This is a genomic window from Allobosea sp. Tri-44 (assembly GCF_004123845.1).
Taxonomy (GTDB): Bacteria; Pseudomonadota; Alphaproteobacteria; order Rhizobiales; family Beijerinckiaceae; genus Allobosea.
Genome location: NZ_NBDP01000005.1, coordinates 351,220 through 364,571 on the forward strand (window position 1 = coordinate 351,220; position 13,352 = coordinate 364,571).

Sequence of the window (13,352 nt, forward strand, 5' to 3'; positions counted from 1 at the left end):
AAGCTAGGTGCCAGGGCTTAATAAGCGTCACGCCGCAGATTGCGTGTAGATTCCTGATACACACGCAATACGTGTGGGATTGATCACCAATACTGACGGCGTTGATCACATCCCTTGCCTTGAACCCGCGCCTGACGCGGCGTAGACGGCAAAGGACGAGGGGGGCGACGATGACCAAGAACCGCTTGCGCCTGGGCGTGAACATCGACCATGTCGCGACCGTGCGGAATGCACGCGGTGGCGCCCTGCCCGACCCGGTGCGCGCCGCCCTTCTCGCGGTGGCTGCCGGCGCCGACGGAATCACCGCCCATCTGCGCGAAGACCGGCGCCATATCCGCGACGCCGACATACAAAGGCTCGCGAGCGAACTCTCCAAGCCGCTGAATTTCGAGATGGCGGCGACGGCGGAGATGATCGGCCTTGCCGAGAGATTCAAGCCGCACGCAGCCTGCCTCGTGCCCGAGAAGCGTGAGGAGCGTACCACCGAGGGCGGGCTCGACGTGGTCGGCCAGGCGGACGCATTGGCCGCGCCGATCGCGCAGCTCAAAGCTGCCGGCTGCCGCGTCTCGCTGTTCATCGAGGCCGACGAGGCGCCGATCGCGATGGCGGCGAAGCTTGGCGCGCCGGTGGTCGAGCTTCATACCGGCACCTGGTGCCATGCTGTCGCCGATGGCCATGCCGACAAGGCGCAGGCCGAGTTCGAGCGGCTCGCCAATGGCGCGGCATTCGCCGCCTCGCTTGGGCTGGAGGTCCATGCCGGTCACGGGCTCGACTACGACACCGCGCGCAAGCTCGCCGGTGTTCCCGACTTCGTCGAGTTCAATATCGGCCATTTCCTGGTCGGAGAGGCGATCTTCGTCGGCTTCGAGACCGCGATCGCCGTGATGCGGCGGGCAATGGACGAAGGACGCGCCGCGAGCTAAATCGCTGGCATGATCCTCGGCATCGGTTCCGATCTCTGCGACATCCGCCGCATCGAGAATTCGCTCGCTCGCTTCGGCGAGCGCTTCACCCAGCGTATCTTCACAGCTGGCGAGCAGGCGAAATCCGATCGCCGGGCGACGCGCGCCGCTTCTTACGCCCGCCGCTTCGCCGCCAAGGAGGCCTGCTCGAAGGCGCTCGGGACCGGCATCAGGTCAGGCGTGTTCTGGCGCGACATGGAGGTGATCAATCTGCCGAGCGGGCGGCCGACCATGCGGCTCACCGGCGGCGCTGCGGCGCGACTGGCGGAGATGACCCCGCCCGGGCATGAGGCGGTCGTGCATGTCTCGCTGACCGACGACCCGCCACTGGCGCAGGCCTTCGTGGTGATCGAGGCCAGGCCGGTTCGGGCCTGACCTCGGTTAGCAAGATTTACTCGGCCGGGGCCGGCGTGACGCCGGTGACCTCGCCCCTCGGCTCCTCGCTCAGCCAGCGATAAACGACGCCGCCGAGCGCACCGCCGATGATCGGCGCCAGCCAGAACAGCCAGAGCTGCTGGATCGCCCAGCCGCCGACGAACAGAGCCGGCCCGGTCGAGCGCGCCGGATTGACCGAGGTGTTGGTCACCGGGATGCTGACGAGGTGGATCAGGCAGAGCCCAAGGCCGATCGCGAGCGGGGCGAAGCCGGCCGGCGCCTTGCCATGGGTCGCGCCCATGATGATGAACAGGAACATCATCGTCATCACCACTTCGGTCAGGAAGGCCGAGGCCAGCCCGTACTTTCCGGGTGAATGCTCGCCGAAGCCGTTGGAAGCGAAGCCCTTGGCGAGATCGAAGCCGGGCGCTCCGACCGCGATGAAATAGAGCACGGTGGCGCCGATGATCGCGCCGACGACCTGCGCGACGATGTACGGGACGACCTGACTAGCCGGGAACCGCCCGCCTGCCGCCAGGCCGACGGTCACTGCAGGATTGAGATGGCAACCGGAGATGTGGCCGATCGCATAGGCCATGGTGACGACGGTCAGGCCGAAGGCGAGCGAGACGCCGAGCAGGCCGATGCCGACCTGCGGAAAACCGGCAGCGATGACGGCGCTGCCGCAGCCGGCGAAGGTCAACCAGAAGGTACCAATAGCTTCCGCGGCATATTTCTTCGTGCTCATGGCGATTCGCCCCAAGGTTGCGGGTCACGAAACTGTGATCCCCGGCAGACCTAGCGTCAATCGCCGGAAATCGACTGCCCACCGTGCAATCCAGGGCGAACGATCACCCGCTTGACGTGTGCTGCATCCTTTGCGGCCTTGCCGCGTTGCAGCATGAGCGACCGGTCATGCGGGAGATCAGATGGCATTCGATGAGATCATGCGGGGCATGGAAGCCCGGCTCTCCTGGCTCCCGGCCTGGAGCATCAGCCTCGTCCTGTTCGCAATAGCCTTCGCCTTGGCCCTGACGATCCACCGGATCGCCTATGAGATCATGACCCGGATCGTGGCGAATTGGGACCTGTTCTGGCGCTCGCTGGTCTCACGCACCTTCGGCCCGGCGCGTTTCACGGTGATCACGCTGGCGCTGTCCTTCGCCGCCTCGATCGCGCCGCTATCGCAGACGCAGGCGACGCTGATCCGGCATGTGCTGCTGATCTGCTTCGTCGCGCTCGTCGCCTGGATCGCCAAGACCGCGCTGCACATCTGGACGACGGTCTATCTGCGCCGCTTCAAGCTCGATGCCGAAGACAATCTCCTGGCGCGCAAGCACGTCACGCAGACGAAGATCCTGCGCCGGATCGCCGAGATCATGGTCGTCGTCGTCGCCGTCGCGGCGATGCTGATGACCTTCGACGGGGTCAGGCAATACGGCGTCAGTCTGCTCGCTTCGGCAGGCGCGGCCGGTCTCGTCGTCGGTCTCGCCCTCCAGCCCTTGCTGAAGAACGTCTTCGCCGGCATCCAACTCGCGGTGACCCAGCCGATCCGGATCGACGACGCCGTGCTGATCGAGGGCGAATGGGGCAATGTCGAGGAGATCACTTCGACCTATGTCGTGATCCGGCTCTGGGACTGGCGCCGGATGATCCTGCCTTTGTCCTACTTCATCGAAAAGCCGTTCCAGAACTGGACCCGCGACGATGCCGCGCTGATCGGCACGGTGATGATCTATCTCGATTATACGACGCCGATCGAGGCGGTGCGCCGCAAGGTCGAGGAGATCGCAGCAGCGTCGCGGCTCTGGGACAGGCGCGTCGTCAACGTCCAGGTCACCGATTTCAAGCAGTCGACCATGGAGGTGCGCATCCTCGTCAGTGCCGGCACCTCGCCGCGCGTCTTCGACCTGCGCTGCGAGATGCGCGAGCAGATCGTCGCCTTCCTGCAGCGCGAATATCCGCATGCCCTGCCCCGGATCAGAGCTGAGCAATTGCAGCCGGCGCACGGCGGAACTGCGGCGGTGACGGCGGTGCAATGACCCGGTGAGCCATCATATTTGTTGCCGCGTCGCTGCGGCGGCACGTACCGGCCTTGCAAAAGTGGTTTCCACTTTGACGGAACATGCTCTAGACCGCGCTCTCGAAACGTAGCCAGCAGGAGGCCCGTGTGGCCAACGACGCCGAGATCAAGAGCAAGACCAAGGACGAAGGCGGCATCCTCGAGACGATCAAGGTCGTCGTCCAGGCCCTGCTGATCGCCCTGGTGATCCGGACCCTGCTGTTCCAGCCCTTCAACATCCCCTCGGGCTCGCTGATCCCGACGCTGCTCATCGGCGACTACCTGTTCGTCTCGAAATACACCTATGGCTATTCGAAGCACTCGATGCCGTTCAGCCCGCCGCTGTTCCAGGGCCGGGTCTGGGCGGCCGAGCCGAAGCGTGGCGACATCGCCGTGTTCAAGCTGCCGAGCGACAATTCGACCGACTACATCAAGCGCGTCATCGGCCTGCCGGGCGACCGCATCCAGATGATCGACGGCATCCTGCACATCAACAACCAGCCGGTGAAGCGCGAGCGCATCGCCGATTTCGTCACCAACGACGCATGGGGCCGCGCCACGACCGCGATTCAGTATCGCGAGACGCTGCCGAACGGCGTCAGCCACCAGATCATCGAGCGCGAGGGCGACACCGGCACCTTCGACAACACCCCGGTGTTCCGCGTGCCCGACGGCCATTTCTTCATGATGGGTGACAATCGCGACAACTCGCTCGATTCGCGCGACCGCAGCGTCGGCTACGTGCCGTTCGAGAACTTTGTCGGCCGCGCCGAGATCATCTTCTTCTCGATCGACGAGGGCGCGTCGGCCTGGCGCATCTGGGAATGGCCCTGGACGGTGCGCTGGAACCGCATGTTCTCGACGATCAAGTGAGCAAGACGACCGACAGCGGCCGCAAGCTGCCCGAGCTCTCGCGGCTCGAGGACAGGCTCGGCCACCGCTTCCGCGACCGAAGCCTGCTGGAGACGGCGCTCACCCATATGAGCGCCGACACGCGCCGGATCGCGAGCTATCAGCGGCTCGAATTCCTCGGTGACCGGGTGCTGGGCCTCTCGGTCGCCGACATGCTGTTCACCACCTATCCGCAGGCCGAGGAAGGCGACATGTCGCGCCGCCTCGCCGACCTCGTGCGCAAGGAGACCTGCGCCGAGGTTGCGGCGGCCTGGGACGTCGGCCCGCACTTGCGGCTCGGTGAGGGCGAGATACTCTCGGGCGCTCGCAAGAACAAGGCGATCCTGGCCGATGCCTGCGAAGCGATCATCGGTGCGGTCTTCATCGATGGCGGCTATGATGCCGCCCGCAAGCTGGTCGAGGCGGGGTTCGGCGAGCGGCTGCTGAAGCCCGTGACGCCCTTGCGCGACGCCAAGACTGCGCTGCAGGAATGGGCGCAGGGCCAGGGGCATCCGACCCCGACCTATGCCGAGCGCGGCCGCTCCGGCCCGGACCACGCGCCGATCTTCCGCATCATCGTGCGGATCGGCGCATTGGCCGAGGCGGAAGCCGAGGGGCGCTCGAAGCGGTTGGCGGAGCAGGCCGCCGCCGAAGCCTTCCTGCGCCGGCAGGGCCTGTGGAACGAGACGATGGAGGGCGAGCATGGCTGAGCCTGATAAGGCGACCCGCTGCGGTTTCGTCGCGCTGATCGGCGCGCCCAATGCCGGCAAGTCGACGCTGCTCAACCAGCTCGTCGGCGCCAAGGTCTCGATCGTCTCGCGCAAGGTGCAGACGACACGCACCCAGGTGCGCGGTATCGCGCTCACAGGGCCGACGCAGGTCATCTTCGTCGACACGCCCGGCATCTTCGCACCCAAGCGCCGGCTTGACCGCGCCATGGTGACGAGCGCCTGGGGCGGGGCGACCGATGCAGACCTGATCGGCGTGCTGATCGATGTCGGGCGCTTCGACCATGAGGAGAATACTGCGCTGCTGGAGAAGCTCGTCCAGCTGAAGCAGCCGAAATTCCTGATTCTCAACAAGATCGACACGATCCCGAAGGAGAAGCTGCTCGCCATTACCACGGCCGTGAACGAGCAATCCAAATTCGAGGCGACCTTCATGGTCGCGGCGCTGACCGGTTATGGCGTCAAGGACATCCTCACCTGGCTGGAGACGCGGCTGAAGCCCGGCCCGTGGCTTTATCCGGAGGATCAGATCTCGGATGCGCCGCTGCGCTTCCTCGCCGCCGAGATCACCCGCGAGAAGATCTTCGAGCGGCTGCATGATGAGCTGCCCTATCGCTCGACGGTCGAGACCGAGAGCTGGCAGCAGCGCCCGGACGGCTCGGTCCGGATCGAGCAGACCATCTATGTCGAGCGCGAGGGCCAGCGGAAGATCGTGCTCGGCGAAGGCGGGCAGACGATCAAGGCGATCGGCCAGAAGGCGCGCGTCGAGATCGCCGAAGCGGCCGAGGCGAAGGTGCACCTGTTCCTGTTCGTCAAGGTCCGCGAGAACTGGAGCGACGACCCGGAGCGCTATCGCGAAATGGGATTGGAGTTTCCGAAAGGCTGAACACTTAAAGCTGAACACTGGAGTTTGCGCACGCTTAGCTGGCAAAATTCGCTCGCAATCTTGCGCGGTACGCCGCATTCACCACATAAACGCCGAAGGGCCGCTCGATTTGGAGCGCCAACCCGACATTATTCAACCTTGATCCGTGCCGATTCTTATTGATCGACTCGATTTAAGCCAGGAGCCATTACATGGCAGGTGAACCGCGCATCGCGCTCTTCATCGACGGAGCTAATCTCTATGCGACGTCGAAGCAACTCGGCTTCGACATGGATTACCGTCGTTTGCTCAAGGAATTCCAGGGACGCGGCAATCTGATCCGCGCCTTCTACTTCACGACGCTGATCGAAAGCGAGGAATATACCTCGATCAGGCCGCTGGTCGACTGGCTCGACTACAACGGCTACCGGGTCATCACCAAGGCGGCCAAGGAATTCACCGACGCGACCGGCCGCCGCCGCGTCAAGGGAAATATGGATATCGAGCTCGCCATCGAAATGCTCGAGCTCGCCCCCCATCTCGACCACATCTACCTGTTCTCGGGTGATGGCGACTTCCGACCGCTGGTCGAGGCGGTGCAGCGCAAGGGCGTCAAGGTCTCGGTGGTCTCCACCATCAACACCAGTCCCCCCATGGTCGCCGACGATCTGCGCCGGCAATGCGACGAGTTCGTCGAGCTCGCCAGCCTGATGCAGAAGGTCGGACGCGACCCGGCCGAGCGGGCGGCGCGCGCGCCTGCTGCCGGCAATCCGGGGCTGGAGCGCCGTTATGGCATCCGGCAGGGCGACGAGCCGCCGGAAGGCTGAACTCTCCCCCACCCTCCTGCGTTGTCGATGAGGAACAGGCGGCGCGGTGCGAAGGACACTTGACCGCGACCGCGGCTCGCGCAAGCTCTGTTTCCGCAACGACACCTGGAGGGCATGCCTTGGAACGCCGCAGTTTTCTCACCGGCCTTGTCGCCGGCTCCGCCCTCATCATCGCCCGTCCGGCGCTGGTGCTGGCACAGACCGCGCCGGCGCCAGCCGCCGCTCCGCCGCCGCCGGTCTTCACCTTGCCGAAGCTGGCTTACGCCTATGAGGCGCTGGAGCCGGTCATCGATGCGCAGACCATGCGCATCCACCACTCGCTGCACCATCAGGCCTATGTGAACGGCGCCAACGCCGCGGCCGGCCAATGGGAGGCCTTGCGCACCACGCCGATCGAGACGGTGCTCGCCGATCTCAGCGCCGCCCCGGACAATGTCCGGACCGCGGTCCGCAACAATGTCGGCGGCCACTGGAACCACAGCTTCTTCTGGGAGCTGATGACGCCCGGCGGGGCGCAGCAGCCCGGCGCCGAGCTGAAGAGCGCGATCGACGGCGCTTTCGGCTCGATGCTCGAGCTGGTGCAGAAGGTCAACCAGGCCGGTGCGACGCGCTTCGGCTCGGGCTGGGCCTGGCTCGTCGTGGACAAGGACAAGAAGCTCGCCATCGTCTCGACGGCCAACCAGGACACACCGCTCGAGCTCGGCGCCAAGGCAGTGCTCGGCATCGATGTCTGGGAGCATGCCTATTATCTCAAATACCAGAACCGCCGGCCGGAATACCTCGCCGCCTGGTGGAAGACGGTGAACTGGGACAAGGCGAACGAGAACTTCAAGAAGGCTATGGGGTGACCCTACGGAACTTGCCTCGGCTTTCCCCGTTACGGTCGTGACGTGACGGGGAAACGAGGCAGTTCATGCCGGATGATGCGAGCGATTTAGCGCGCGCCTGCTACCAGGCCTATGTCGACAAGGATCGAGCCGCGCTCGATGCCCTCATCGCCGAGGATTTTCATTTCAGCAGCCCGCTCGACAATCGGCTCGATCGCGAGACCTATTTCGAGCGCTGCTGGCCGAACAGCGAGCGCATCCGTTCCTGCACGCTCAAGCACCTCATACCGATCGGCGAGACGGTCTTCGTCACCTATGAGGGCGAAAGCATTGGCGGCAAGGGATTCCGCAATACCGAGATCCTGACGATCCGAGGCGGCAAGATCGTCGAGGTTGAGGTCTACTTCGGCTGGTCGCTGCCGCATCCGGCGCCGGACGGAAGTTTCGTCGAGCTCAATGAGCTTACCAAATAGGCTCGCTTCTGACGCTTATCCGCCGGTCTTCAGGATCCGCGCCTTGTCGCGGTTCCAATCGCGGGCTTTCTCGGTCTCGCGCTTGTCGTGCAGCTTCTTGCCCTTGCCGAGGCCAAGCTCGACCTTCGCCCGGCCCTTGTCGTTGAAATAGACCTTGAGCGGGATGACGGTGTAGCCCTCGCGCTGGATCGCGCCCATCAGCTTGTCGATCTGGCGGCGATGCAACAGGAGCTTCCGCGGCCGGCGGACATCATGGTTGAAGCGGTTGGCTTCGAGATATTCCGGGATATGGGCGTTGAACAGGAAAAGCTCGGTGCCCATCGGCCCGGCATAGCTCTCGCCGATCGTCGCCCTGCCGCCGCGCAGCGACTTGATCTCGGTGCCCTGCAGGGCGATGCCGGCTTCGAGTGTCTCGGTGATGGCATAGTTGTAGCGCGCCTTGCGGTTGTCGGCCGCAAGCTTGTAGCGCTCGGGATCTGGCTTGCTCATCGAAACACTCCGGTAGTCGTCGGCATTGCCGACTACCTCACTTAAGCATTCAACAGGCCGGCGTGAACCATGGCGCTGCGGATGACGTTCCCGGTCGCCGGCGTCACCGGCATCAGCGGCAGGCGAACTTCTTCCTCGATCCGGCCCAGGCGCTTCAAGCCGTGCTTGGCGCCGGCGAGGCCCGGCTCCTTGAAGATGGCGTCGTGCAGCGGCACCAGCCGGTCCTGGATCTTCAGGGCGCCGGCATAGTCGCCCTTGAGCGCGCAGGCCATCAGATCGGCGCAGAGCTTCGGCGCGACATTGGCGACGACCGAGATGCAGCCATGGCCGCCGGCGGCCATATAGGCGAGCGCCGTCATGTCCTCTCCCGAGAGCTGGATGAAGTCCGGACCCAGCACATGACGCTGCTGCGAGACGCGGGCGAGGTTGGCGGTGGCGTCCTTCACCCCGGCGATGTTCTTCAGCTCATAGAGCCGCGCCATGGTCTCGACCGACATGTCGACCACCGAGCGCGGCGGGATGTTGTAGATGATGATCGGGATGCCGATCGCATCGTTCACCGCCTTGAAGTGCTGGTACATGCCCTCCTGGGTCGGCTTGTTGTAATAGGGCGTGACCACGAGCACGGCCTGGGCACCCGCCTTCTCGGCGTGCTTTGCCAGCGAGATCGCCTCGGTGGTGTTGTTCGAGCCGGCGCCGGCGATGACCGGCACCCTGCCCTTGGCCTGGTCGAGGACGATCTCGGTGACCTGGCCGTGCTCCTCATGGCTGAGCGTCGGGCTCTCGCCGGTGGTGCCGACCGGGACCAGCGCCGACGAGCCGCTCTCAATCTGCCAGTCGACCAAAGCGCGCAGCGTCGCTTCGTCGATCTTTCCGCCCTTGAATGGCGTCACCAGCGCGGGCATCGAACCGGTGAGGGGCGCATGCTTGGTCATGGACGGTCCTGAAAACGACAAAGTTCGGCGTGAAACGGGCGACAGACATAGCCTTTCAGCTGCAGTCCGCAAAGCCGGCAACCCATCAAAAATCGTGGCGGCATGGTTAGGACTTCCTAAAGCTCCCTGCGGGAGCATGGTCTACTGCTACGATCCGGCTTGCTTGGGGGATGCCTCATATGGCGATATCGCCGGGCCGACGGTTCTTTGGAGCCGGCCTGACGCTCATTCTGGTGACTGCCGGACCCTGCTCCGCGGGCCCTGATGGCTCGCATCCATTGCAGATCGAGCGCCTGGCGCGCGTCAATACAAGCGACGATACCGGACATGCGAGCGTCGATGTCGGCGTGACGGCCTCGCTCGCGCCGCAGACCGAGCCGCCTGCGTCGCCCATGCCGCCGGCCGCGATCGCCCGGCCGGAGGAGCGCATCGACCTCGAGCCGCTGAAGAAAGTGGTCGCGGCCTATCGCGCCGGCAAGCTCGAGGAGGGCGATGCCATCGCCCGGCGCATCGACGACAAGGCGGTGCGCGGCATGCTGGAATGGGTGGCGCTGCGCAGCCTGTCCAATGTTGTGAGCTTCGAGCGCATCGCCGAATTTCTCGACGCCTTCCCGAACTATCCCGGCACGACGCCGTTCCGCCGACGCGCCGAGGCGGCGCTGGTCACCGACCGGCGCAGCCCGGACACGGTGCGCGCCTTCTTCCACGGCCGCGAGCCGATCAGCCCGGCCGGGCGCATCGCGCTCGCCCGCGCCCTCGCCGCCGAGGGTAAGAAGGACGAGGCGCTGGCGCTCGCACGCCGGACCTGGCTCAAAGACCATCTCGGCGCCGGGCTCGAGAAGATCGTGCTCGACAATTTCGGCGACAAGCTCACCAGCGCCGACCATCGGCTACGCACCGAGCGCTATCTCTTCGCCGCGAAGAGCGAAGAGGCGCTGCGCAATGCCGCCCGCGTCTCGCAGGACTATGTCGCCCTGGCCAAGGTCCGGCTCGCCAGCGCCAAGGCGAAAGGCCCGATCGCGCAGAAGCAGATCGACGCCGTGCCGGCGGCCCTGAAGAAGGACATCTCCTTCGCCTTCCTGCAGGCGCAGCAGGCGCGCCGCTCCGGCAAACCGGCCGATGCGGCCAAGGCGATCGCCGAGGTGCCGCGCGATCCCGCTTTGCTCGGCGACGGCGATGGCTGGTGGGAAGAGCGCCGGCTGATCGCCCGCAAGCTGCTCGACGACGGTGATGCCAAGGGTGCCTATGCGGTCGCCTCCGGCCACGGCGCCGAAGACACCGCCGAGCGCATCGACGCCGAATGGCATGCCGGCTGGATCGCCCTGCGCTTCGAGAAGGACGCCGAGCGGGCGGCAAAGCATTTCGCAGAGGCGGCCAAGGTCGCGGAGACGCCGATCTCGGTGGCCCGCGCCACCTATTGGCAGGGTCGCGCCGCCGACGCGCTCGGCAAGACCGACGAGGCGAAGGCCTTTTATGCCCGCGCTGCCGAGCACCCGATCGCCTATTACGGCCAGCTCGCTCGCGCCCGGCTCGGCCTCACCGAACTGCCAGTCCGGCGCACCATCGCGGCGCCGCTGGCGCATCTGCCCGGCTTCAAGGCGGCCAAGCTGCTCTATGCGATCGAGGCGCCCGATCTCGCCGGCCAGTTGCTGATCGACCTGTCGCAGCGCCTGCACGATACCGCTGCGCTGGAAGCAATCGCCGACATCGCCCGCCAGCGTGGCGACGCCAAGACCCTGCTCACCATCGGCAAGATCGCGCTGCAGCGTGGTTTCCCACTCGACGAGGCTGCTTTTCCGACCTTCGGCGTGCCGGATTTCCCATCGGTGGGCGATCCGATGGAGCGCGCCATCGTCCATGCCATCGCCCGGCAGGAAAGCGCCTTCGACCCGGCCGCGGTCTCGCATGCGGGTGCGCTCGGGCTGATGCAGATGATGCCGGCGACGGCGCGCGAGACGGCGCGGCGGGCTCAGTTTCCCTTCGAGCTCGACCGGCTGACCAAGGACCCGCTCTATTCGGCGAAGATGGGCGCCGCCCATCTCAACGACCTGCTCGGCGACTGGCGCGGCTCCTATATCCTGACTTTCGCCGCCTACAATGCCGGCTCGGGCAATGTGAAGAAGTGGATCACGGCCTATGGCGACCCGCGCTCGCCCGAGGTCGATGCCGTCGACTGGGTTGAGCGCATCTCGTTCACCGAGACGCGCAATTATGTGCAGCGGGTGATGGAGAACCTGCAGGTCTACCGCCAGCGCCTCAACCAGCGCACCGCCTACATGATCGACTACGATCTGAAGCGGGGCGGCAAGCGCGACTGAGCGCCGGCCACATTCGTGATCAACGCCCTCAGAAGCCCAACGGCCCGGCCCCGGCTTTCGCCCCCGGCACGGCCATGGTTAGGTGCGCCGTGCCCGCTTTCCCCCCGAGTCCCGCATGAATTCCGATACCGGTTTCCGCTCCCTGTTCATCAGCGCCCGCGACGGGCTGAAGCTGCATGTGCGTGAATACGGGCCGCAAGCCGCTTCCCTGCTGCCGATCGTCTGCCTGGCCGGTCTGGCGCGAACCTCTGCCGACTTCCACGAACTCGCCCTGGCACTTTCGGAGGACGGGCCGCGGCGGGTCCTGGCGCTCGACTATCGCGGCCGCGGCCGCTCCGATTACGCCAGGGACTGGCACGACTACGATATCCGTATCGAGCTCGACGATCTCATGCAGATGCTTGCGGCAACCGGCGTCGAGGAAGCCGTCTTCGTCGGCACCTCGCGCGGCGGGCTCCTGACCATGGCGCTGGGGGCAGCACGACCTGCGGCGATCCGCGGCGTCGTCCTCAACGATGTCGGGCCGGTGATCGACGCGCGCGGGCTGCTGCGCATTCGCGGCTATGTCGGCAAGCTGCCGACGCCGCGCAGCTTCGCCGAGGGGGCCGAGATCCTGAAGCGGCTCTCGGACCAGCAATTCCCGCTCTTCGGCGAGGCCGAATGGGAGATCATGGCGCGCCGGACCTGGACCGAACGCAACGGCGCGCTCTTGCCGGACTACGATCCACGCCTGCTGAAGACGCTGGAAGAGCTCGACCTGGAAGCGCCGCTGCCCGAGCTCTGGCCCTATTTCGCCGCGCTCAACCATGTCCCGGTGCTGGCGATCCGCGGCGAGAATTCCGACCTCCTGGCCGAGAAGACGCTGGCGGAGATGGGGCAGCGCCATCCGCGCTGCGAGACCTTCACCGCGCCGGGCCAGGGCCATGCTCCCCTGCTCGGCAGCAAGGACATGGTCCGCCGGATCGGCCGGTTGATCGCGAAGGCTGAGAAGCAGGCAGCCTAACGATCTGGCCTCCTAACGCTGCCTTGCCTGAAGCGGCAGGGCGTCGAACAGCGACGGCTCGGCGCTGGTGCGCGCCTTCTCGATCGTCAGGATCTTCAGCTTTGTCTCGACGCCGCCATCGGCCGAGAAGCCGCCGGTCTTGCCGCCGGCGGCGAGCACGCGATGGCAGGGCACGATGATCGGGATCGGGTTCTGGCCAAGCGCCACGCCGACGGCCCGCGCTGCGCCGGGCTCACCGATCCGCGCCGCGACCTCGCCATAGGTCAGCGTCTCGCCAGGCGGAATCGCCAAAGCGACGGCGTAGACGCGCCGGTTGAACTCAGGCGTCGCCGAGAGATCGATCGGCAGATGCGCGAGATCACGCTGCTCGCCTGCCAACAAGGCGACGACGTCATCGATCGCCTGCCGCACGAAAGGCGGAGGCTCGGCCTTGACCGCCTCGGGAAAGCGCTTCGCCAGGCGCCGCCGCGCCGCATCCTCGTCGCGCTCGGGCAATTGCGCCGCGATGATGCGCTCGCCCTGCCAGACCAGAGCGCAGGAGCCGATCGCGGTCGCAAAGAGACAGATGTTCTGCATGGGTCGAAGCTAGCGCAGATG

15 protein-coding genes are annotated in these 13,352 nt (G+C 65.8%); 11 read left to right on the forward strand and 4 right to left on the reverse strand.

What is annotated here, in order from left to right; translation table 11 throughout:
- The first annotated feature begins 170 nt into the window (after window positions 1–170).
- Complete coding sequence (locus tag B6S44_RS06340) at window positions 171–923, forward strand: pyridoxine 5'-phosphate synthase (RefSeq protein ID WP_129155903.1); 753 nt, start codon at window positions 171–173, stop codon at window positions 921–923.
- A gap of 9 nt (window positions 924–932) precedes the next feature.
- Entirely contained in the window at window positions 933–1,337 is a 405-nt protein-coding gene (acpS, locus tag B6S44_RS06345; protein WP_129155904.1) for a holo-ACP synthase, read from the forward strand.
- A gap of 16 nt (window positions 1,338–1,353) precedes the next feature.
- Here acpS and aqpZ read toward each other — a convergent pair whose 3' ends face one another.
- Window positions 1,354–2,085 carry an aquaporin Z gene (aqpZ, locus tag B6S44_RS06350; RefSeq protein WP_129155905.1) on the reverse strand — a complete coding sequence of 244 codons (732 nt, stop codon included), beginning with the start codon at window positions 2,083–2,085 and terminating at the stop codon, window positions 1,354–1,356.
- Window positions 2,086–2,266: 181 nt separating this feature from the next.
- Between aqpZ and B6S44_RS06355 the strand changes: the two genes are divergently transcribed.
- The 7 genes from B6S44_RS06355 (at window position 2,267) to B6S44_RS06385 (ending at window position 8,010) form a co-directional block, all read left to right on the forward strand.
- A complete protein-coding gene (locus tag B6S44_RS06355) occupies window positions 2,267–3,379 on the forward strand; it encodes a mechanosensitive ion channel family protein (protein ID WP_129155906.1) in 1,113 nt (370 codons plus the stop codon).
- Window positions 3,380–3,507: 128 nt separating this feature from the next.
- Entirely contained in the window at window positions 3,508–4,272 is a 765-nt protein-coding gene (gene lepB, locus B6S44_RS06360) for a signal peptidase I (RefSeq protein WP_129155907.1), read from the forward strand.
- Window positions 4,269–5,000, forward strand: a complete 732-nt coding sequence (gene rnc, locus B6S44_RS06365) for a ribonuclease III (protein ID WP_248309471.1) — start codon at window positions 4,269–4,271, stop codon at window positions 4,998–5,000. The genes lepB and rnc overlap by 4 nt, the downstream gene beginning before the upstream one ends.
- Window positions 4,993–5,904: a GTPase Era gene (era, locus tag B6S44_RS06370; RefSeq protein ID WP_129155909.1), complete on the forward strand. Its 912-nt coding sequence runs from the start codon at window positions 4,993–4,995 to the stop codon at window positions 5,902–5,904. Before rnc ends, era begins: the two co-directional genes overlap by 8 nt.
- Window positions 5,905–6,095: 191 nt before the next feature.
- Window positions 6,096–6,710, forward strand: coding sequence for a LabA-like NYN domain-containing protein (locus B6S44_RS06375; protein ID WP_129155910.1), 615 nt, complete (start codon window positions 6,096–6,098; stop codon window positions 6,708–6,710).
- A gap of 119 nt (window positions 6,711–6,829) precedes the next feature.
- The gene (locus B6S44_RS06380) at window positions 6,830–7,558 is read left to right on the forward strand and encodes a superoxide dismutase (protein WP_129155911.1); all 729 of its coding nucleotides are present in this window, start codon (window positions 6,830–6,832) and stop codon (window positions 7,556–7,558) included.
- Between the two features lie 65 nt (window positions 7,559–7,623).
- The gene (locus tag B6S44_RS06385; protein ID WP_129155912.1) at window positions 7,624–8,010 is read left to right on the forward strand and encodes a nuclear transport factor 2 family protein; all 387 of its coding nucleotides are present in this window, start codon (window positions 7,624–7,626) and stop codon (window positions 8,008–8,010) included.
- Between the two features lie 15 nt (window positions 8,011–8,025).
- Here B6S44_RS06385 and smpB read toward each other — a convergent pair whose 3' ends face one another.
- Window positions 8,026–8,499, reverse strand: coding sequence for an SsrA-binding protein SmpB (gene smpB / locus B6S44_RS06390; protein ID WP_110492638.1), 474 nt, complete (start codon window positions 8,497–8,499; stop codon window positions 8,026–8,028).
- A gap of 41 nt (window positions 8,500–8,540) precedes the next feature.
- Window positions 8,541–9,434, reverse strand: coding sequence for a 4-hydroxy-tetrahydrodipicolinate synthase (gene dapA, locus B6S44_RS06395; RefSeq protein ID WP_129155913.1), 894 nt, complete (start codon window positions 9,432–9,434; stop codon window positions 8,541–8,543).
- 278 nt (window positions 9,435–9,712) lie between these two features.
- Here dapA and B6S44_RS06400 point away from each other — a divergent pair, with 278 nt between their 5' ends.
- Both B6S44_RS06400 and B6S44_RS06405 read left to right on the forward strand, forming a co-directional pair.
- The gene (locus B6S44_RS06400) at window positions 9,713–11,752 is read left to right on the forward strand and encodes a lytic transglycosylase domain-containing protein (RefSeq protein ID WP_164985740.1); all 2,040 of its coding nucleotides are present in this window, start codon (window positions 9,713–9,715) and stop codon (window positions 11,750–11,752) included.
- Window positions 11,753–11,867: 115 nt separating this feature from the next.
- Complete coding sequence (locus tag B6S44_RS06405) at window positions 11,868–12,755, forward strand: alpha/beta fold hydrolase (protein WP_129155915.1); 888 nt, start codon at window positions 11,868–11,870, stop codon at window positions 12,753–12,755.
- Between the two features lie 12 nt (window positions 12,756–12,767).
- On the opposite strand, the gene B6S44_RS06410 is transcribed toward B6S44_RS06405, so the two are convergent.
- Window positions 12,768–13,331: a methylated-DNA--[protein]-cysteine S-methyltransferase gene (locus tag B6S44_RS06410; protein ID WP_129155916.1), complete on the reverse strand. Its 564-nt coding sequence runs from the start codon at window positions 13,329–13,331 to the stop codon at window positions 12,768–12,770.
- Between the last annotated feature and the right edge of the window lie 21 nt (window positions 13,332–13,352).

Bases quoted from the DNA above. Each gene is read 5' to 3' on its own strand.
- B6S44_RS06340 (WP_129155903.1), top strand. From the start codon at position 171: ATGACCAAGAACCGCTTGCGCCTGGGCGTGAACATCGACCATGTCGCG.
- acpS (WP_129155904.1), top strand. From the start codon at position 933: ATGATCCTCGGCATCGGTTCCGATCTCTGCGACATCCGCCGCATCGAG.
- aqpZ (WP_129155905.1), bottom strand. From the start codon at position 2,085: ATGAGCACGAAGAAATATGCCGCGGAAGCTATTGGTACCTTCTGGTTG.
- B6S44_RS06355 (WP_129155906.1), top strand. From the start codon at position 2,267: ATGGCATTCGATGAGATCATGCGGGGCATGGAAGCCCGGCTCTCCTGG.
- era (WP_129155909.1), top strand. From the start codon at position 4,993: ATGGCTGAGCCTGATAAGGCGACCCGCTGCGGTTTCGTCGCGCTGATC.
- B6S44_RS06375 (WP_129155910.1), top strand. From the start codon at position 6,096: ATGGCAGGTGAACCGCGCATCGCGCTCTTCATCGACGGAGCTAATCTC.
- B6S44_RS06385 (WP_129155912.1), top strand. From the start codon at position 7,624: ATGCCGGATGATGCGAGCGATTTAGCGCGCGCCTGCTACCAGGCCTAT.
- smpB (WP_110492638.1), bottom strand. From the start codon at position 8,499: ATGAGCAAGCCAGATCCCGAGCGCTACAAGCTTGCGGCCGACAACCGC.
- dapA (WP_129155913.1), bottom strand. From the start codon at position 9,434: ATGACCAAGCATGCGCCCCTCACCGGTTCGATGCCCGCGCTGGTGACG.
- B6S44_RS06405 (WP_129155915.1), top strand. From the start codon at position 11,868: ATGAATTCCGATACCGGTTTCCGCTCCCTGTTCATCAGCGCCCGCGAC.
- B6S44_RS06410 (WP_129155916.1), bottom strand. From the start codon at position 13,331: ATGCAGAACATCTGTCTCTTTGCGACCGCGATCGGCTCCTGCGCTCTG.